This is a genomic window from Kribbella monticola, assembly GCF_003261635.1.
GTDB classification, from domain to species: domain Bacteria; phylum Actinomycetota; class Actinomycetes; order Propionibacteriales; family Kribbellaceae; genus Kribbella; species Kribbella monticola.
The window spans coordinates 211,274-228,668 of sequence record NZ_QFXK01000039.1 but is presented as its reverse complement, the minus strand read 5'-3'; the positions used below and the strand labels follow the sequence as shown (position 1 = coordinate 228,668).

Annotated in this window: 15 protein-coding genes; 4 read left to right on the top strand and 11 right to left on the bottom strand. The window is 68.8% G+C overall.

The window, feature by feature from the left end; genetic code table 11:
- Window positions 1-39: 39 nt before the first annotated feature.
- The 3 genes from DIZ26_RS32480 to DIZ26_RS32470 all read right to left on the bottom strand — a co-directional run bounded on the left by DIZ26_RS32480 (window position 40) and on the right by DIZ26_RS32470 (window position 3,410).
- Entirely contained in the window at window positions 40-2,142 is a 2,103-nt protein-coding gene (locus DIZ26_RS32480; RefSeq protein ID WP_112248381.1) for a molybdopterin-dependent oxidoreductase, read from the bottom strand.
- A gap of 50 nt (window positions 2,143-2,192) precedes the next feature.
- On the bottom strand, window positions 2,193-2,711 hold the full coding sequence (locus DIZ26_RS32475) for an AAA family ATPase (protein ID WP_112248380.1): 519 nt from the start codon (window positions 2,709-2,711) through the stop codon (window positions 2,193-2,195).
- Between the two features lie 99 nt (window positions 2,712-2,810).
- Window positions 2,811-3,410, bottom strand: a complete 600-nt coding sequence (locus DIZ26_RS32470) for a TetR/AcrR family transcriptional regulator (protein ID WP_112248379.1) — start codon at window positions 3,408-3,410, stop codon at window positions 2,811-2,813.
- A gap of 76 nt (window positions 3,411-3,486) precedes the next feature.
- Here DIZ26_RS32470 and DIZ26_RS32465 point away from each other — a divergent pair, with 76 nt between their 5' ends.
- The 3 genes from DIZ26_RS32465 to DIZ26_RS32455 all read left to right on the top strand — a co-directional run bounded on the left by DIZ26_RS32465 (window position 3,487) and on the right by DIZ26_RS32455 (window position 5,400).
- Window positions 3,487-4,011 carry a 2TM domain-containing protein gene (locus tag DIZ26_RS32465; protein WP_112248378.1) on the top strand — a complete coding sequence of 175 codons (525 nt, stop codon included), beginning with the start codon at window positions 3,487-3,489 and terminating at the stop codon, window positions 4,009-4,011.
- 84 nt (window positions 4,012-4,095) lie between these two features.
- The gene (locus tag DIZ26_RS32460; RefSeq protein ID WP_112248725.1) at window positions 4,096-4,743 is read left to right on the top strand and encodes a Pr6Pr family membrane protein; all 648 of its coding nucleotides are present in this window, start codon (window positions 4,096-4,098) and stop codon (window positions 4,741-4,743) included.
- A gap of 9 nt (window positions 4,744-4,752) precedes the next feature.
- Entirely contained in the window at window positions 4,753-5,400 is a 648-nt protein-coding gene (locus tag DIZ26_RS32455) for a class I SAM-dependent methyltransferase (RefSeq protein ID WP_112248377.1), read from the top strand.
- A gap of 58 nt (window positions 5,401-5,458) precedes the next feature.
- On the opposite strand, the gene DIZ26_RS32450 is transcribed toward DIZ26_RS32455, so the two are convergent.
- Both DIZ26_RS32450 and DIZ26_RS32445 read right to left on the bottom strand, forming a co-directional pair.
- Window positions 5,459-6,037 (bottom strand): transglycosylase family protein, encoded by a 579-nt coding sequence (locus DIZ26_RS32450; protein WP_232828759.1) that lies wholly within the window; start codon window positions 6,035-6,037, stop codon window positions 5,459-5,461.
- A 494-nt stretch (window positions 6,038-6,531) separates the two neighbouring features.
- Window positions 6,532-7,077, bottom strand: a complete 546-nt coding sequence (locus DIZ26_RS32445) for a DUF5946 family protein (protein ID WP_112248375.1) — start codon at window positions 7,075-7,077, stop codon at window positions 6,532-6,534.
- Between the two features lie 61 nt (window positions 7,078-7,138).
- Between DIZ26_RS32445 and DIZ26_RS32440 the strand changes: the two genes are divergently transcribed.
- A complete protein-coding gene (locus tag DIZ26_RS32440) occupies window positions 7,139-7,753 on the top strand; it encodes a response regulator transcription factor (RefSeq protein WP_232828758.1) in 615 nt (204 codons plus the stop codon).
- Here the strand turns inward: DIZ26_RS32440 and DIZ26_RS32435 are convergent.
- The 6 genes from DIZ26_RS32435 to DIZ26_RS32410 all read right to left on the bottom strand — a co-directional run bounded on the left by DIZ26_RS32435 (window position 7,732) and on the right by DIZ26_RS32410 (window position 17,329).
- Entirely contained in the window at window positions 7,732-9,432 is a 1,701-nt protein-coding gene (locus DIZ26_RS32435; RefSeq protein ID WP_112248373.1) for an ABC transporter ATP-binding protein, read from the bottom strand. The two genes, DIZ26_RS32440 and DIZ26_RS32435, sit on opposite strands and share 22 nt — an antisense overlap.
- On the bottom strand, window positions 9,429-11,084 hold the full coding sequence (locus tag DIZ26_RS32430; RefSeq protein ID WP_112248372.1) for an ABC transporter ATP-binding protein: 1,656 nt from the start codon (window positions 11,082-11,084) through the stop codon (window positions 9,429-9,431). The genes DIZ26_RS32435 and DIZ26_RS32430 overlap by 4 nt, the downstream gene beginning before the upstream one ends.
- Window positions 11,081-13,279, bottom strand: coding sequence for a prolyl oligopeptidase family serine peptidase (locus DIZ26_RS32425; RefSeq protein ID WP_112248371.1), 2,199 nt, complete (start codon window positions 13,277-13,279; stop codon window positions 11,081-11,083). The genes DIZ26_RS32430 and DIZ26_RS32425 overlap by 4 nt, the downstream gene beginning before the upstream one ends.
- Before the next feature lie 108 nt (window positions 13,280-13,387).
- On the bottom strand, window positions 13,388-13,528 hold the full coding sequence (locus tag DIZ26_RS32420) for a SapB/AmfS family lanthipeptide (RefSeq protein ID WP_112248370.1): 141 nt from the start codon (window positions 13,526-13,528) through the stop codon (window positions 13,388-13,390).
- Between the two features lie 4 nt (window positions 13,529-13,532).
- The gene (gene lanKC / locus DIZ26_RS32415) at window positions 13,533-16,106 is read right to left on the bottom strand and encodes a class III lanthionine synthetase LanKC (protein ID WP_112248369.1); all 2,574 of its coding nucleotides are present in this window, start codon (window positions 16,104-16,106) and stop codon (window positions 13,533-13,535) included.
- A 263-nt stretch (window positions 16,107-16,369) separates the two neighbouring features.
- A complete protein-coding gene (locus DIZ26_RS32410) occupies window positions 16,370-17,329 on the bottom strand; it encodes a catalase family protein (RefSeq protein ID WP_232828757.1) in 960 nt (319 codons plus the stop codon).
- Window positions 17,330-17,395: the final 66 nt, after the last annotated feature.

The window sequence follows — 17,395 nt, the reverse complement described above, 5'->3', positions numbered from 1 at the left end:
GTACTACGGCCCGCCGCGCCGGCGGGCCGTAGTACCGAACTAATCGGCCGCCGTCACGGTGACCGGTACACCGTTGAGTGCGGCGGTGCCGGCCGTGTTGTCGGTCAGGGTTGCGTCGGTGAGGTCGTTGGCGCTTACTCCGGAGACCTGGTTCGCGGTGGTCAGGTGGGTGCCGGGGCGGCCGTGGCCGAAGCCGTGCGGAAGGCTCACCACGCCGGGCATCATGTCGTTGCTAGCGGCAACTTCTACCGCGACCGACCCGGCGGCCGAGCTGACCTGGACCAGTTGGCCGTCCTTCAGGTCGCGCTTGCTCAGATCGTCCGGGTTCATCAGCAACTGGTGCCGCGGTTTGCCCTTCACCAACCGGGCCGAGTTGTGCATCCACGAGTTGTTGCTGCGCAGATGCCGGCGCCCGATCAACACCAGGTCGTCCGCCTCGCCCTCGACGAGCAACACCGCCCGCGCCTGGTCCAGCCCTTCGAGGATCAGCCCCGGTGCAAGGTCGATCCGCTTGTTCTTCGTGTAGAGCGCTTGAGGTAGCGCCGGTTGCAACGGCCCGAGGTCGATTCCGCCGACCGACTTCGTCAGCTTCCGCACCGACAACCGGTAAGGCCCGATCCGGAGCCCCAGATCGACCACGCGGCGCGGGCTCAGCCGCAGACGAAGGGACGCCAGCAGCTTCCGCCGGCTTCTCGGCGTACGGCGTAGCAACGCCAGGCCGAGGTCGCGGAAGATCTCCCAGTCGTGTCGCGCATCGTCCGGCCGCTGCAGCACGGCGTCGTTCCACCGAGCAGTGTTCCGTACTGCGAGTTGGTGGAACGCCAGGTCGTAGTGGTCCCGCTCGAGCGGTGGCGTCGGCGGCAGGATCACGTCGGCGTGCCGGGTCGTCTCGTTGATGTACGGATCGACGGAGACCATGAACGACAAGGTGTCCAGCGCCTCGTCGAGGGCGCGCCCGTTCGGAGTCGAGAGCACGGGGTTGCCCGCGATCGTCACCATGGCGTGGATCTGGCCGTCGCCCGGCGTCACGATCTCCTCGGCCATCGCGGCGGCAGGCAACTCGCCGCCGAACTCGGGCCGGCCCGCGACCCGGCTCTTCCAAGCGCCGATGTGACCGCGGCCGATCCCGCGCAGCGTGTCGACGGCGGGCCGCGGGATCATCGTGCCACCCGGCCGGTCGAGGTTCCCGGTGATGATGTTGAGCACCTGCACTGCCCACTGACAGACCGCGCCGAACTGCTGCGCCGAGACCCCGAGCCGCCCGTAGCAAGCGGCCTTGTCGGCGGCCGCGAACTCGCGAGCGATCCGCCGGATGGTGTCCGCGTCGATCCCGGTGACCCGAGCGGCCGCCTCCGGCGTCCAGTCCTGGACGGCCTCGGCGACCGTGTCCAGCCCATCGACGTACGACGCCGGCTTCGCGTTGCCGTCCGCGATCACCTGATGGATGAGCGCGAGCAGGAAGGCCGCATCCGTGCCGGGCCGCACGAAGTGGTGTTCGTCGGCGACCGCCGCCGTCTCGGTCCGCCGCGGGTCGATCACGACGACCCGGCCGCCACGGCCGCGAAGGTCCTTGAGTCGCCGGCCGAAGCCCGGCGCGGTCATCATGCTGCCGTTCGACGCGAGCGGATTCGCGCCGAGCATCAGCAGGTACGACGTACGGTCGATGTCGGCGACCGGAACCATCAGCTGATGCCCGTAGAGCAGATGCGAGGCGAGCATGTGCGGCAGTTGGTCGACCGATGTCGCGCTGAACCGCTGACGGGTGCGCAGGAGCCGTACGACGGTCGGCATGTGTGTCATCGCGCCGAGGCTGTGCACGTTCGGATTCCCCAGGTACACCCCGACGGCGTTCCGTCCGTGCGCCTGCTGAATCTCACCGAGCTTGGTCGCGACGAGTTCGTACGCCTCGTCCCACCCGAGCTCGGCCCAGCCGTCCGGCGTACGGCGTACCGGCTTGGTCAGACGGTCCGGGTCTTCCTGGAGGTCCTTGAGCGCGACCGCCTTCGGGCAGATGTGCCCGCGCGACAGCGGATCGGCCTCGTCGCCGCGGATGTCGGTGACCCGGCCGTCCTCGACCGTCACGAGTACGCCGCAGATCGCTTCACACAAGTTGCACGAGGTCCTGCGCACAGAGGTCGCCATCCGCCCAAACTACCCCGCGGTAACGTCGCTCGACAGTGGCTGGTGGTAGGTCAGTCGAAGCGTGCTTCGTCGAGCCGGCCGAGGATGGCGTCGACGGTTTCGTGCGGGGACAGGTCGGAGTTGTCCAGCCAGAGTCCGCGCCGCGGCGAGAAGGCGTGCAGCTCGTAGTCGAGTTCGTCGACCGAATGGTCGTGCGCGCCGCCCAGCCGGTTGGAGATCACCTCGGGCCGCGGAGTCAGTACGACGAGGTAGCGCGGCCGGGTCTCGATGGCGTCCAGGAACTCGCGCAGCAGCTCGCCGATCACCACGTCCTGCAGTACGACGGTGAACCCGGCCTGCGCGTAGCCGTCGGCCGCCTGGCAGGCGAGCCGGTACCTGAGCTTCAGCTGCTTCTGGGCCTCGGCGCCGTCCTCGGCGTCGCGGGCCGCCTGGCCGCTGACGATCATCCGGCGGAAGACGTCACCGCGGAGATGGACGCCGTAGGAGAACCGTTCGGCGAGCAGTTGGGAGACCGTGGACTTGCCGGCCGCCATGATTCCGCTGACGACGATCACCCCCTCGGTTTCCATGAGGGGATCGTGCCACGCAGGACAACCTTTTGGTCAGGCCTTGTCCATTCTTGTCTGCAGTCGGACACCGTCCGTACGTGCCGCAATCGCTTGCTTTTCTCAGGCCTGCAAGGTGTTCAAGTGGTCGGCCAGGATCTTGCGGACCCGGGCCGGCGTGGTCCGGCTGCGCTGCATCGACGTATGCAAGGACAAGCCGTCGACCAGCGCGTGCAGTCGTTCGGTCTCGAGGCGGAGGTCGAGACCACTCCTCAGGGCGCCGGCAGCAGCGAGACTGTCGAGCAACGAGCGGCACAGTTCGCGCAGTTCCTCCTGGATCGGGTCGAGGTGCTTGCGCAGGCCGTCGGCGCCGGAGTCGGTCTGGGCCTGGGCGACGAACGACAGCCAGATGTCGAACTCGGCCTGCCGTTCGCTGTCCAGTGGGATGACCTCTTCCAGGTACCGCAGCGCGATCGCGGTTGCGCTGCCGACCGGTTCGATCGCGCTGATCCGGTCCCGCACGCGGCGCGAGACCAGATTCATCGCGAAGCTCAGCAGGCCTTCCTGGTCGGGGAAGTAGTAGCGAACGGCGCCGGCGGACCAGCCGGCCTCGGCGGCGACAGTCCGCACAGAGGCGGCCCGGATGCCGTCGCGGCGAACCACGCGCCACAGAGCCTGGGCGATCTCCTCGCGGCGGGCGTCATGGTCGACGATCTTCGGCATGCACCCTTTTTAGCACAGTCGTGTTATTGTCGAGGTAGAAACACGGTCGTACTAAATAAAGGGAGGGTCGGGCATCGTGCTGCTTGCTGTGATCGCCGGCTGTGAGATCGGGTTCTGGGTGCTGCTGGTCGCCGGGATGGTGACGCGCTATCTGCTGAAGTTGCCCAGGGCCGGGCTGGTTCTGCTGGCCGGCGTGCCGTTGGTCGACGTGGTGATGCTGGTCGCAGGGGTGATCGACCTGCGTCGCGGCGGGGAGCCGTCGTTCGCACATTCGCTGGCCGCGATCTTCATCGGCGTGAGCGTCGCCTTCGGGCATCAGACCATCAAGTGGGCGGACAAGTGGGCCGCGCACTGGCTGGCCGGCGCCCCGCGTCCGGCCAAGCCGCCGAAGGGTGGACCGGAGCGCGCGCGGCGGGAGCGGCAGGGCTGGTTCCGGCACCTGCTGGCGTATGCGATCGGCTGCGGGTTGATGCTCGCCCTCGGTCTGCTGTCCGGCAACGGGTACGACGCGCTGCTCGGACCGGCCTGGACGTGGACGATCGTGCTGGTCATCGACGCCTTCGTCTCCTTCAGCTACTCCACCCAAAAGCAGAACGCCTGAGCAAATGGTCGCCAGTAGGGCGGCGCTGAAGTGCGGATCGCCGAGATCCCGGCTGGGGGCGGCGACGCGTCGTACATTGCGGAGATGACGAAGTCCGGTGCGGGGCGGATCTGGTTCGCGATCACGGCGCTGGTGGTGGCCGTCGGGATAGTGGTGCAGTTGTTCGTCACGGCGGGCAGCACCGAGGGGTACTTCCCGGACAATCCCGATCGCGTGTTCAACGTCTTCGCGTATTTCACGATCCAGTCGAACCTGCTGCTCGGCGGCACCTGCCTGCTGCTCGCGCTCGATCCCGAGCGGTGGCAGACGGTGCTGTTCAGGACCTTGCGCCTCAACGGCGTGCTCTGCATCGCGGTGACCGGGATCGTCTATCACCTGGTGCTGGCCGGCACCGACGAGCCGTCCGGTGCGGGCGCGTTGGTGAACCTTCTCGTCCACACGGTCACGCCGCTGCTCGGCGTCCTGGGGTGGCTGCTGTTCGGGCCGCGTCGGCAGATCGATCGGCGCGTGGTCGGCTGGTCCCTGGTGTTCCCGTTGCTGTGGCTGGCCTTCACCTTGATTCGCGGCGAAGGCACGGGGTTCTACCCGTACCCGTTCGTCAACGTGACCGAGCACGGGTACGGGACGGTATTGCTGAACTGTCTGTTGGTCGCGCTACTGTTCCTGGCGCTGGCGTTCGGGGCGGCTCTGCTCGACCGCCGGATGGGATCGAAGACCACTGTCGACAGATAGGTAGCCGCTGTGCTGGTGACATCTCGCTCGTACGCGGAGTACGAGGCGATGTTCGACCTGACCGAACTGCCCGTTTCCGTGCTCGACTGTTGCGCCGGCGGCGCGAGCTTCACGGCCGAGGCGGCCGCCCGCGGCGTCGACGCGGTCGCCGTCGACCCGGCGTACGAGCTGCCCGCGCCGGAACTCGTGGACACCGTACGGCGAAGTCTGCCGGCCACGTCCGGGATCATCGACGAGCATGCGGACAGCTTCGTCTGGACCTGGTACGGGACGCCCGCGCGCAAGGACGAGCTGCGGATCGAGGCCGCGGACCGGTTTCTGCAGGACGTCTCGATCGCGCCGGAGCGGTACGTGCCGGGAAGCCTGCCGGAGCTGCCGTTCTCCGACGGGCGCTTCGAGCTGGTGCTCTGCTCGCACCTGCTGTTCACGTGGGCCGACAAGTACGACCGGGACTGGCATCTGGCCGCGCTGCGCGAGCTCGTCCGGGTGAGCCGGTCGGAGGTGCGCGTGTTTCCGCTCGTCCAGCAAGGCGCCGGCGAGCCGGTGCACTACCTGCCGGAGTTGCTCGATGAACTCGAGGACGTGACCGCGGAGATCCGTCCGGTGCCGTACGAGTTCCAGGTGAACGCCGACAAGATGCTCGTGCTGTCTCGCTAGCGGGCGACGGGGTGCGTACTGAGGGGCCCGCACCCCGCCGCCTGCGAGGCAATCGTTGCTAGCGGAGGTAGCGACCGCAGACCGGCCACGGGGAGGCGCCGCGCTGCGCGTAGAGCTTCTTCGCCCGCATCAGCTGCTCGGCCGCCGAGGCGTTGATCGGGTTGCCCGAACCGCCGACGCTGCGCCAGGTCTGCTTGTCGAACTGGAACAGGCCGTAGTACCCGGCCGGGCTGACCGCGCGCGGGTTGCCGCTCGACTCGCAGTTGGCCACCTTGGCCCAGGCGCCGCTCAGGGACGCCTTGCCGCTCGCGCGGGTGGACGGGGCCTTCGACTCCGACCGGCTGGCCCGGGCCTTGCGCTCGGGCTTGTGCACCGTCCGCGTCTTCTTCACCGTCCGGCGCTCCGTGACGGCGGCCTTCTTCACACCGTCGAGCTGGAGGGTCTGCCCGATCAGGATCAGGTCGGGGTCTTTCAGGTGGTTCAGCCTGGCCAGCTGGTGCCAGTCGGCGCCATGGGCCTGGGCGATCTCGGAGAGCGTGTCGCCGGGCTTGACCGTGTAGTCGGTCGCGAAGGCAGCGCCCGCGCCGGCGGCGGTGATACCGGCCCCGAGGCCGGCGATCGAGAGGGTCCGAACCACCCGGCGGGAACTTCGGCGGGGTCGGGCATGTCGAGCTTTGGACATCAGCGTTCTGCTCCTTGTGAGCTGGGCATGGTGAATTCCTCCTGCCCGGCCGATTCAGCCGCGTGCGCACTTCCCCTGAGAACCTCGTGCACCGCCCGTGCGAGGGCCGGTGGAGAGGTGAAGGTGGACGTCACCTGGGTGCGTGGGACTCGGATCGCCGGCCGCACTCCGTTCGGGCGGCCGCACCGGGCTCCGCAGTCTGGTGAGGTACCACTCCCTTTCCGGGGTGCAGGGGAACGGCATCCGGACAGGTCACGAGACAGCGTCCGAATGGTCACGCCCCGGTAACGACGTGACCCGAGACATCGTGCGCGACCTGCGGGGAGAACGCAAGACCTGTAGCGGAATCCGGACAAACTTCTTCCGGCTCCGGCGCGCGAAATCCCAACAACAGAACGGTTTCCGGCGTGCGGTTCCCTCCGTGGCGCGGCTCAAACGTAGCGGCCCGATCAGCGATGGAAATAGCGCGCCGGGACGAGCTGGATGGTCAGGTCGCGTACCAGCTGCTGGTCCTGGCCGGGCCAGGCCTCCCAGACCTGCCGGGCCCACTCGATCAGCCGTTGCTCGACCGCCCGGACCCCATCGGGGGCGGCTTGGAGGACCGCGTGGGCGGTGAGCGTGCCCACCCGGGTGGGTGGTGTCAGGACCGGCCACTCGGAGTACGAGTTGGCCATGATGCCGTGGGCAGTGCGGACGTCGAGGTTGCCGGAGCCGCGTTCGAAGTACATGTAGAGGCCGTTGAGCGCGAAGATCGTGGTGATCGGGCGGGTCTGCGGGCCGACGTGCTGGGCGCCGTACGCGTCGATCCGGAGTTGGTGCAGGTGGCCGAGGGCGGCCTGGTGGTCGACTTCGAAGCCCAGCAGTTGCCCGGCGACCTCGGCGCATTCGGGCGAGGCGTTGTACCCCGACGAGGCGCCGGGCCAGTCGCTGAGCGGCAGGACCGCCTGGCAGCCGGGGCAGCGGCGGGATTCGTGCGTGTCATCTGCGGTGTTCACTCGTTGATCGAAGCACGGGCCTGGACACCCTCGGGGAGGGTCCGTGGTTGAGGCGATCTAGATGATGGGGGAAGCGGTGATCCGAGTAGCCCTCGGGCACCGCGGCACTTTGGTGCGAGGCGCACTGGCCGCGGTGTTGGCAAGAGAGTCCGATCTCGAGGTCGTGGCCGAGCTGGACAGCGCGGACGACGTCCTGCCCTCGGTGACGCGCCGGCCGCACGTGGTGCTGCTGGATCCCCAGCTGCCCGGCAAGATCGGGATCGAGAGCCTGTGCCTCAAACTGACCGGCCGGGGCGTGCTGGTACTGATCGATCACGAGGCGATCGCCGCGACCAGCCTGGCGCTGGTCAAGCAGGCCCCGCGGATCGGCTTGATCGCGACCGATGCGACCACGGATCAGCTTGTCCAGGCGATCCGGGACGTCGCGAAGGGGTTGCCGGTCGTCGATGTCCGGCTCGCCGTCGCCGCGCTGAAAGCGGGCGACAACCCGCTGACCGATCGGGAGTGCGAAGTACTGCGCCAGGTCACCACCGGCGCGACCGCGCAGGAGATCGCCCGGACGCTCAGCCTGAGCACCGGGACGGTGCGCAACTACCTGTCCCGGATTCTCACCAAGACCGGTGCCCGTAGCCGGATCGAGGCGATCCGGAAGGCTCAGGACGCGGGCTGGATCTGATCACGCTGTACCTGGTTTCCGGGTTGCCAGTGGCCGAGTAGCTCGCGGTACAGCGGCGAGGTCCGCAGCAGGGTCTGGTGGGTGCCGAGGGCGGCCTTGTTGCCGTCGAGGACGAGGATCCGTCGCGCTCGAAGGGCCGAGCTGATCCGGTGCGCGATCACGATCAACGTGCCACCGCGCGCCGCGAACGCTTCCTCTGCTCGCCGCTCGGTGTCTGGATCGAGGAAGCAGGTCGCTTCGTCGAGCACGACCAGCGGCGCGGGCGACAGGTAGGCCCGCGTCAGCGCGATCAGTTGCCGTTCACCAGGCGACAGGTCGGCGGGTCGTAGCCGTGCCTCCAGCCCGCCCAGCCGATCGACCAGGGCGCCTGCGCCGACTGCATCGATCGCCTGTCCGACTTCAGCGGCTGAGGCGTCCGGCAGCAAGTAGACCAGGTTCTCCAGCACCGTACCCGTGAAGATGTAGGCCTCTTGGGGAATCAGCACCCGGGTCATCGCCAGCCGGTCGGTGGACAGTTCGCTGGGCGGCACGCCGCCGAGCAGGAGCCGGCCGCTGGTCGGCGTGAGCATTCCGCAGACGAGCGCGGCCAGGGTCGACTTCCCGATCCCACTGGGGCCGACGACGGCCAGATGTTCGCCCTCGGTCACGGTCAGGTCGAGATCCGCCAGCACCGGTTCGGCTTTCGGGCCGTACGCGAAGGTCAGTCCGCGCAGCCGGAGCTGGTGCCCCTTCGAATCCGTCATCGGTCGTGGCGCGAGCTGGTACGCCGTACTGTCCAGGATCCGCCCGAGAGTGATGACATAGCGCAGTCCGCTGTCTCCCAGCGCTCCCATCACCGTGTTCAAGGCCGGTTGCAGGCTGATCAGCACGTAGGTGAGGCCACCGAGCAGCGTGCCGGTGCTGACGCCCTGACCGACGAGCCAGGGCCCTGTCGCCAGGAGGATCAGCAAGGGCGCCCAGCCGCCGAGCGCGAAGCACAACGTCCGCAGAGCGGCCACCCGGGCCAGCGATCGCTCCGCGGCAGCCTGCTCGTCGATCGGCCGGCCGACGATCCGTTCGGCGAACTCCTCCGAGCCGGTCGCCGTGATGTCGCGAACTCCGCTGAACACCATCCCCGCAGCCGTAGCCAACTCCTCGTCGGCCTTCAACGAGGCGCGGACCCGGCCCGCGGCGACACCGAGCACTGCCAGCGAAGCCGCGAACCCCAGCAGGAACGGCGGTACGACGAAGACCGCGACCATCGGTGCCAAGGACAACAACCCGGCCAGTACGCCGAACAGCGTGACGCCGAAGTTCCGGATCACCAGCACCAGGCCGGCGAAGGTGTCGCGGACGATCTCCACCTGGCGGTTCAGCCGGGCCACGGCCGCTTCGTCGCCGGTATGCAGCGCCCCGGCCACCACTCGGCGTACGAGGTCGTCACGGAGGGGCTCGACCAGTTCGCCGAGGCGGGCGTAGACCTGGTGGGCGCCGGCGGCTCCGAGGCAGGCGGTGGCGACGAGTCCGGCCAGCCAGGCGATGCCTTGCCAAGCGTGCCCGGCCAGGAAGCTGTCCGTCGCGTGGGCGACGGCGACGCCGTAGATTGCCGTCGGCAGGATCTCGGGGACGGACCATGCGGCCAGCTTCAGGGCCGGGGGTTTACGGAGGGCGGCGAAGCCGTAGCGCAGTTCCCGATTCATCCGAACACCTCGCGGTAGCAGGCGTCCTGCCACAGTTCGGCGTGCGTGCCGGTCGCGCGCACCATTCCACCGTCCAGCCAGATCACCAGGTCGGCGCGGGCGGCGGTTGCGGTTCGGTGCGTGACGATCAGCCTGGTACGGCGGTGCCGGTCCTCGGTCAGCGTCTTGCTGATCTGCATCTCGGTGGCCGTGTCGAGACTGGAGGTCGCGTCGTCCAGCACCAGCAACCGGCTGGCCGGCCAGGCTCGGGCCAAGCCGAGTCGCTGCTTTTCCCCGCCGGACATAGGTGCCTTGAGCAACGGTGTGCGATAGCCGTCGGGCAGTCGGCTGACGAAGTCGTGGGCATGGGTCGCGCGGGCGGCGGCCAAGGTCCGGACCGTGCTGATCGCGTGGTGGGAGATCGCGTCGCCCACGGTGGTCCCGACCAGCTGGGGACGCTCGAAGGCGCAGCCGATCGCGGCGCGCAGCGTCTGCCGGTTCACTGCTTGCAGCGGTACGCCGTCCAGCAGGACCTGGCCCTCGGACGGATCGCGCAGCCGGGCGGCCAGGGCGGCGAGCACCGACTTGCCGGCGCCGCTCGGCCCGACCACGGCGACCGTGGCTCCGCCCGGCAGGTCGAGATTCACGTGCGCCAGCAGCACCTTCTCGCCGACGATCACCGACACGCCGTCGAAGGTGAGCCTGCCGGGGCCGCCGGGGAGTGAAAGGGTGCCGTGGGCAACGGTCTCGACGGCGAACACTTCGCCTGCGCGGCGGCTGCCGGCTCGCGCTCGGGCCAGCTCGCCGAGCACGCCGGTCAGACCGCCGAGGCCGGCACCGAGTACGGCGTACTGGCCGGCGGCGAACAGCTCGCCGGCGGTGATTCGGCCGGCCACCAACTGGAGGCCGCCGACGGCGAGAACCGCTACCAGGACAAGGGGGCCGACGATCGCTGCCTGGGCGCCGGAGCGGGCGAGGACGCGCCAGGTGAGTAGGCCGTGCTTGTGCAGTTCGGGAAGCAGGGCGAGGATGCGGCGTTCTTCGCGGGCGTTCGTGCCCGCGGCCGTGATGGTGCGCAGGCCGGTGAGCGCCTCGGTCAGCAGGCCGGCGATCCGGCCTTGGGTCTCTTGGTAGGCGAGGCTGATCTCCGCGGTGCGTCGGGCGAAGACCCAGAGCACACCGATCACCAGCAGGATGCCGCCGAAGAACGCGGCTGCTAGCCAGGGGTCGATCAGTGCGAGCAGGAGCAGGCTTCCCGCCGGGGGCACGATCGCGGCGATGGCGTTGACGATCGCCGGACCGGCCTGGGCCGCGTCGACGGCGTTGCTGCTGACCCGGGTGACGAGGTCGCCGGTGTCGAACTCGCGGGTTCCGTCGGGTCCGCTGCGGACGACGTTGCTGACCAGGCGGTGCCGCAACCACGCCGTTGTGCTGACGACACAGGCAGTACCGGTGAACACTTCGACGAGCGCACAGACGATCCCGATCGTGATCAGCCCAGCAGTGAGCGCGAACCACTTCCCGTACCCGTGGTGGGTGACGATGGCGTCGACCGACCGTCCGAGCGCCGTCGGCAACGCAAGTGCCACCCCACTCCCGAGCAGCGCGGTAACCCCCAGCACCGGCAACCACCCACGCCCTCGCCGAACCACCGCCCGAAAGTCCTCACTCATAACCCAGCCTCACCAGAAGAACCACGCTCGGCCAGGTTGGTGCGGGTGGAGAGGAAGGCGAGGATGTCGGCGGCCAGGGCAGTGCTTTTGCTGGCTGAGCGGGGGCCGTGGCCGGAGTCGTGGTCCAGGCGGTAGAGGATGGGGTGGTCGCTGGTGGTCGCGTGTTGGAGTGCTGCGCACATCTTGCGGGCGTGCAGTGGGTCGACGCGGGTGTCACCGTCGAAGACCGTGAACAGCACGGCCGGATACTTCACGCCCGGCACGACTTGGTGGTACGGCGAATAGCTCAGCAGGTGCTCGAAGGCGACCGGATCAGATGCCGAGCCGAACTCCGACACCCAGCTCGCCCCGAGTCCGGACAGTTCGTAGCGGACCATGTCGAGCAACGGTGCCGAGCAGACGGCCGCCGCGAAGAGTTCCGGTCGCTGCGTCAGCGCGGCACCCACCAGCAGCCCGCCGTTGGACTCACCGCAGAGCGCGAGCCGATCGGCCGACGTCCACCCCTCGGCGATCAGGAACTCGGCCGCAGCGATGTAGTCGTCGAACACCTTCTGCTTGCCGCCCAGCGTCCCGGCCCGATGCCAGTCGTCACCGCCCTCGCCGCCCCCGCGGAGGTTCGCGGTCACGAAGACACCACCGGCCTCGACCCAGGCGAGCGCGAACGCGGAGTACGTCGGAGTCAGCGACTGCCCGAAACCGCCGTACCCGTAGAGGATTGCCGGCCGCGGACCGGTTCCGCCAGGCTTCGCTATCACCAGCATGCGCAGGGCGGTCCCGTCGGCCGAGCGGTACTCCAGTTCCTGCGTCTCGGCGTCCAGCTCGCCGAGTGCACCCGGTGGGTCGGACCAGCGATTCGTCCGAGCCGTGCTGGCGTCGTACTTGAAGATCGCCGCCGGAGTGACGCTGTCCGTGTAGCTGAACCAGGCCTCGTAGCCACCTTCGGGACGGCTGGTCAGTGAACCGACCGAGCCCGCGCCGGGTAGCTCGACCTCGCCGAGCCGTCGGCCGGTCACCAGGTCGTGGACGGCGATCTCGCCGAGCGCTCGTCTGGTCCGGCCGACGAGAACGACCTTGTCGAGAACGGCGAGACTGCTCAGCGGCGCCTCGGGATCGGCGGGGACGAAGTCGTGCCAGACCAGCGGCTCCTCGGGGTCGCCGATGCAGATGCGGCCGGTCGGCGCGTCGCGAGTCGTGACGACGTACAGGCGGCCGTCGGGTCCGACGGACAGCAGGGTGATCGCGTCGACGCCTTCCTGGATCACGACCGGCGGCTCGTCGTTGCTCAGGTCGGCGAGCCAGAGGTCGTTGCCGGAACCGCGGACCGCGGAGATCGCCAGCCAGCGTCCGTCGGCGCTGAGCTCCAGCCCGTACGACGCTTCGCCGGGAAGCACCTGGAGATCGTCGGTCGAGCCGAGCCGGTGTCTCAGGACGTGCCGGAATCGCACGTAGTAGAAGGACTTTCCGTCGGGCAGCCAGGCGACGGGGGAGTAGCGGCAGCCGTCGATCGGACCGTCCACGAGGGTGCCTGTGGCAACGTCGAGTACGTACAGGCTTGCTTGCTCGGTGCCTCCGCTGGAGACCTGATAAGCCACGAGGGAGCCGTCCGGAGAGGGCTGCCAGCTGTCGAGAGTCGTGGACCCGGTGGGATCGAGCTGTTGCGGATCCAGCAGCGGGACGTCGTCGACGAAGAGGACGGGATGTTCCTGGGCCGGTTGCTGCCGGAGTACGAAACAGCGGGTGCCGCGCCAGAGCGGGGCGGATGTCGAGCCGACGGCGGAGAGGCTCTTGATGCGGGTCCGGAACCGGAAGCGGTTCGACAGGCCCGGGGCGTGCTGAAGCCAGAGCTCGTCCTGGATCTCCTGCCACTGCAGGGTTTCCGGACTCTGCGCATCCTCCAGCCACCGATAAGGATCCGCCACAGCATGCCCGTGCAACTCCTCGACCAACGGCAACCGCCGAGCGTCCGGGCGGGCCGCCACAGGAGGACGCGTCCGCGCGTCGGCGGCCGAGTGTGGTGCGCCGCTGGACAGCGCGCCGAGGCGGTCGGCGGGATGCGACCGCGCGTTGGGAGACGACTGCGGGTTGGTGCTGGGGTGCGACTGCGGGGCGGGGTGGCCGGTGGGGTGTGCCTGCGCCGTGGGGGACGGCTGGGGGCTGGTGGTGAGGCGCGGGGCAGGGTGGGGTCGGGGGTGCATGCGTCCTCCTTCCGGCGGGGAGTGGGTTTGGCCCTGGGCGGGATTGGTTCCGCCCAGGGCCTTCGAAACCCTTGCACCGGCCACTCAGAACCGGTGCGCCGGCACCGATCAGTGGCAGAGCAGAAGGCTCAGGTTGCTCGGGGTGTGCGAAGCGCAGCCCAGAACGGTCAGCGTCGAGCCGCCACCGTTGTGACCGCCGCAACCGCCGTAACCGGGGGTCTCCAGACCCTGAAGGTCGAGAAGTGCCATGTGTTTACACCTCCTTCGATGTGCCTAGTAGGGATGGGGACTCGGACCACTGGGGAGATCCGAGGAACGGGAGGGACACCGGCTGCTCGTGCAGCGCGGTTCCCAGGGCCAGCAGGACGCCGGCCGATCCGGTCGCCAGGTCCATCGAGAGACGGAGCAACTGGTTGCCGGGGTAGGTGAGGCCACCGGCGAACGGCATCGCATGCCAGCCGAGGCCGTTCACGAGATCGTCGAGGGTGTCCTGGGGCTCGGCCAGCGCGGCCGCGGTCAGCAGCAGGCCGGCGCGGCCCATGAACAACCCGGGCTGGACGTAGTACGAGCAGTGGGTGACTCGGCGCAGGCCGGCCAGTGTCGCGGCCAGTTCCTCGTCCGGGCGGTGCCGCAGGTAGCGGTCCAGTACGAGTGCGATGCCGGCCGATCCTTCTTCCAGGTACGGCAGCGTCCGCCAGCCCTGGTTGACCTGGAGCATGCCGTCCGGTGTCATCAGGCAGCGGCGGAGGTCCTGCCGCAGCGCGACCTCGGCCAGGTCGAGCAGTCCCGTGTCGCCGAACCACTCGAAGGCCTGCAGGAACAGCAGCGCCGGACCGGACGAGCCGAACATCAGACCGGCCCGCGGATGCGGGCCGCCACTGAGTTCCGGCACGTCGTCGATGTCACCCAGCCGGTCCGCGACCAGGTCGAGGACCCGGATCGCCTTGGCCTGCAGGGCGGGCTCCGCTGCGAAGTGCAGCAGGTTCAGACCGATACCGGTCAGGCCCGAGTGCAGCCCGAGTTCGCGAGCCTCGGAGTCGTCGGCAAGCGTCCGGTCGATCGTGTCGAGGGCGTCCTGCCGATAGCCGAGCTCGTCGAGCACGTGCGCGACGCCGTGCAGTCCGTCGTACAGGCCTGGGCCACTCTCGGAGGCCAGGGCCTGCTTGCGCAGCCACTCGTCGTACTGCGGGAAGCGGCCGGCACCCGTCTTGGCCAGGGCGTAGAGGACTCCGGCTGCTCCGGTGGCGAGGTTGATGCCGCCGCCCGGCTGGAACTGCGCGATGTCGCCCGGGAACAACCGGTCGTCGCGCTCCGGGGTCGCACTGGCAACGATTGCCTTCGTCAGCGCCGAACGGACCTCGGCCCACTGCGCCCTGCCGGGCAGCGCCAGGCCGGTCATCTCGGGATCGCTCCTGACGCCGGGACCGACAATCGTCCGTACCGCGGTGTCGATGGTTGCCTTAGGCACCGGGAACGTGTCGGTGATCATCTCGGCGAGCTGGAAAGCCTTGCCAGGATGGAGATTTAGCAGCATCGTCGCCTGGGGTGCGTAGAGGCCGAGCGTGATACAGGCGAGCGCGTAGAGGTCGACGTCGACGCCTTGCCGATCGGCCGGAGCGGCGTAGCCGGGATGCGCGAGCGCCGAACGCGCCTGCTCCTCGGCGAGCGTGGCGACCTCGAAGTCGATCAGGACCAGCCGGTCGTCGAGACCGAGGAGCACGTTGTCCGGGTGCAGGTCGCAGAAGACCACGCCTCGCTCGTGCAACTGCCGGACGGCGGCTTCGACGCGGGCGACCATGGCAGCGGCCCAGTCGGCGTACTCCGCGCGCTCCGCCTCGGTTGCGTCCGGGTGGGTCAGCGGATAGCGGCGGACCAGCTCGCGCTGCAGGGAGTTCGAGTCGACGTGCTCCTGGACCAGGAAGTGATGTTCGCCGAGCTGGAAGGAGTCGTGCAGCTGTGGCACCACGTCGAGTCCGTCGAGCCGCTGCAGGATGTCTCGCTCGTGACCGATCCGGGCCACGGCATCCCGGCCGCCCATGTCGAGGCCGGCCAGCGGGCGGCCCTCCTTGAGCACCACCCGCGCGCCGGTGTCGTTGTGGTGACCGAGGTAGACGCCACCTCCGTTGGAGAACTGGATGACGCTCTCGATCGTGTACGCCAGCTCGTTCGTGGTGACCGCGTTCCGGGCCTCGAGATGGGACTCGAGGAAGGACGGCAGCGTCGCCCACGGCGGCATCGAGAAGGTCGGGCCGCGGTGGTCAGGCACCAGGCGGCCCTCGTCGTCGGCGAGGGCGAGCACCCGCTCGCCGGAGTCGTTCAGGCAGTAGCGGCTGACGAACGCGCCGTACCGGACGAAGAGCGGACCTTCGGCGTAGCGGAGATCGCTCAGGATGTACGGACCTCGTACGCCGTGCAGGAGGTCGTCGAGCTCCTTGAGCACCAGCTCGAGCTGGGCCTCGTCGGTCGGGTAAATCGTCACCAGCTTGCCGCTCGAACCACGCGGCGCGGACTTGGAGTTGACCATCACCAGGACGGGCTCGTTGCGGAGGAACTTGAACGCGATGCCGCGGGGGACGCAGTAGTCCCAGACCGTGGCCAGCGCTCGCTCGGCATCGGCGAGACCTGCGGAGACGTGGATCTTCCAGCCCTGGTCCGGCAGCTGCAGCCCGGTCGGCGCGTAGTGCATCCACAGGTCGCCGGGGGCGTGCTGCCAGCCGGCCGGGACCGGGCGCGAGCAGAGCGCGAAGTCCGGATGCTCGGCACCACGCTTGGTCGGGGTGTCGTAGAACCGCCGGTCGGCCAGGCAGTACAGCTCGTAACTTTCCATGACGATTCGTCCCCCTCTCTCGTGGTTGCCCCGGCACATCTTGGGCAACCCGCAAGGGGTCGGCGTAGTGCATGACGTCACGACTAGACCGTGAAGAACTCACTCGCTACGAGTGAGTAAGTAACCACTCTTTGTTACATCGCGATCACTCTGAGGCGTGAAACCGGCGTTACATGATGCCAATTCGTGGCAGTGAGATCACAGGCCGTAACTTCGAGTCAGTAACGTCGTGTCACCTGTCAGACACTTTCTGTATACAGCGATCACTCGGCCGCTCGGGCCTGCTGGCTGGCGTAGTACGCGACCTTCCGGGCCCGCATCACCTCGCCGAGCGGGCGGTGCTCGACCAGCGCGTTCCAGGGGTCGAACCGAGCCGCCTCGACCTGGGTCGCGAGCGCCTCGTCCGGCTTCTGCCGCGGCACAGTCAGCCGGGCCACCGTCAGATAAGGCGCGGCCGTCCAGTCGACCGACGCGTCTTCGATCGGTGTGACCAACTCGTCGATGAAGAACTGCACCTGCAGGTCGTAGGACAGGGGATCAGCGGCCAACCGGTCGTAGATGTCGGCGGCCCAGTCGTTGCTCGCCGACGGGTTGACCTGGTCGGACGCGGCGGCCAGCCGGACCCGGACGGCGTACGGGCCGAAGGCGATCGGCGCGGCGCTGAAGAAGTCCTGGGTCGCGAATCCGCTGAACGGCGACTTGAGGGCCGCCGAGACGGTCTTGAGTTGCGGGATCATGCCCGGGTTCTTGAGCAGCCGGAGCACGAGATTGCCCGGCGTGCTGCCGCCGGTGGTGACGACCTTGGTGAAGTCCTCGCTGGTCGCGGAGCTGAACCGCTCGTGGTTGATCAGCGCGAAGTCCTGCGAGACAGCCTCGCCGCCGAGCGCGGCCCGGCCGGAGACACCGAGCACCTTGATCGAGAAGCCGCGAATGTCGGGCACGCTGTCGGCCGCGCGGTTGAACCCGCCGTTGGACAGCCGGATCCACGCGTCGTACCGGTCAGGGGTCCTGAACAGACCCTGGCGCGCGTACTCCGGCAGGTCGGCCGCGATGTCCAGGGTGGCCCGGAGTGCCGCGAGCTGCTTGCGGTGCAAGGCCCGCCCGGTCCCGTACTTCGCCGACTTCCGGCCCTGCATCGCGGCGAACTCGGCCGCCTGCGCCTCGTGTCGCTCCTGCTCGTCCGCCCCGATCACTTCACGCCACTCGGTACTCGGCTCAGCCACAGCATCTCCCAACACAAGGATCCAGCGGGTCCCGCCCAGTATCCGCCGTCCCATTCGTTGCACCAG

Excerpts from the sequence above, each read along its gene's own strand:
- DIZ26_RS32475 (WP_112248380.1), bottom strand. The coding sequence starts at position 2,711 with ATGGAAACCGAGGGGGTGATCGTCGTCAGCGGAATCATGGCGGCCGGC.
- lanKC (WP_112248369.1), bottom strand. The coding sequence starts at position 16,106 with ATGGAAAGTTACGAGCTGTACTGCCTGGCCGACCGGCGGTTCTACGAC.
- DIZ26_RS32480 (WP_112248381.1), bottom strand. The coding sequence starts at position 2,142 with ATGGCGACCTCTGTGCGCAGGACCTCGTGCAACTTGTGTGAAGCGATC.
- DIZ26_RS32435 (WP_112248373.1), bottom strand. The coding sequence starts at position 9,432 with ATGAATCGGGAACTGCGCTACGGCTTCGCCGCCCTCCGTAAACCCCCG.
- DIZ26_RS32420 (WP_112248370.1), bottom strand. The coding sequence starts at position 13,528 with ATGGCACTTCTCGACCTTCAGGGTCTGGAGACCCCCGGTTACGGCGGT.
- DIZ26_RS32425 (WP_112248371.1), bottom strand. The coding sequence starts at position 13,279 with ATGCACCCCCGACCCCACCCTGCCCCGCGCCTCACCACCAGCCCCCAG.
- DIZ26_RS32440 (WP_232828758.1), top strand. The coding sequence starts at position 7,139 with ATGATGGGGGAAGCGGTGATCCGAGTAGCCCTCGGGCACCGCGGCACT.
- DIZ26_RS32470 (WP_112248379.1), bottom strand. The coding sequence starts at position 3,410 with ATGCCGAAGATCGTCGACCATGACGCCCGCCGCGAGGAGATCGCCCAG.
- DIZ26_RS32430 (WP_112248372.1), bottom strand. The coding sequence starts at position 11,084 with ATGAGTGAGGACTTTCGGGCGGTGGTTCGGCGAGGGCGTGGGTGGTTG.
- DIZ26_RS32460 (WP_112248725.1), top strand. The coding sequence starts at position 4,096 with ATGACGAAGTCCGGTGCGGGGCGGATCTGGTTCGCGATCACGGCGCTG.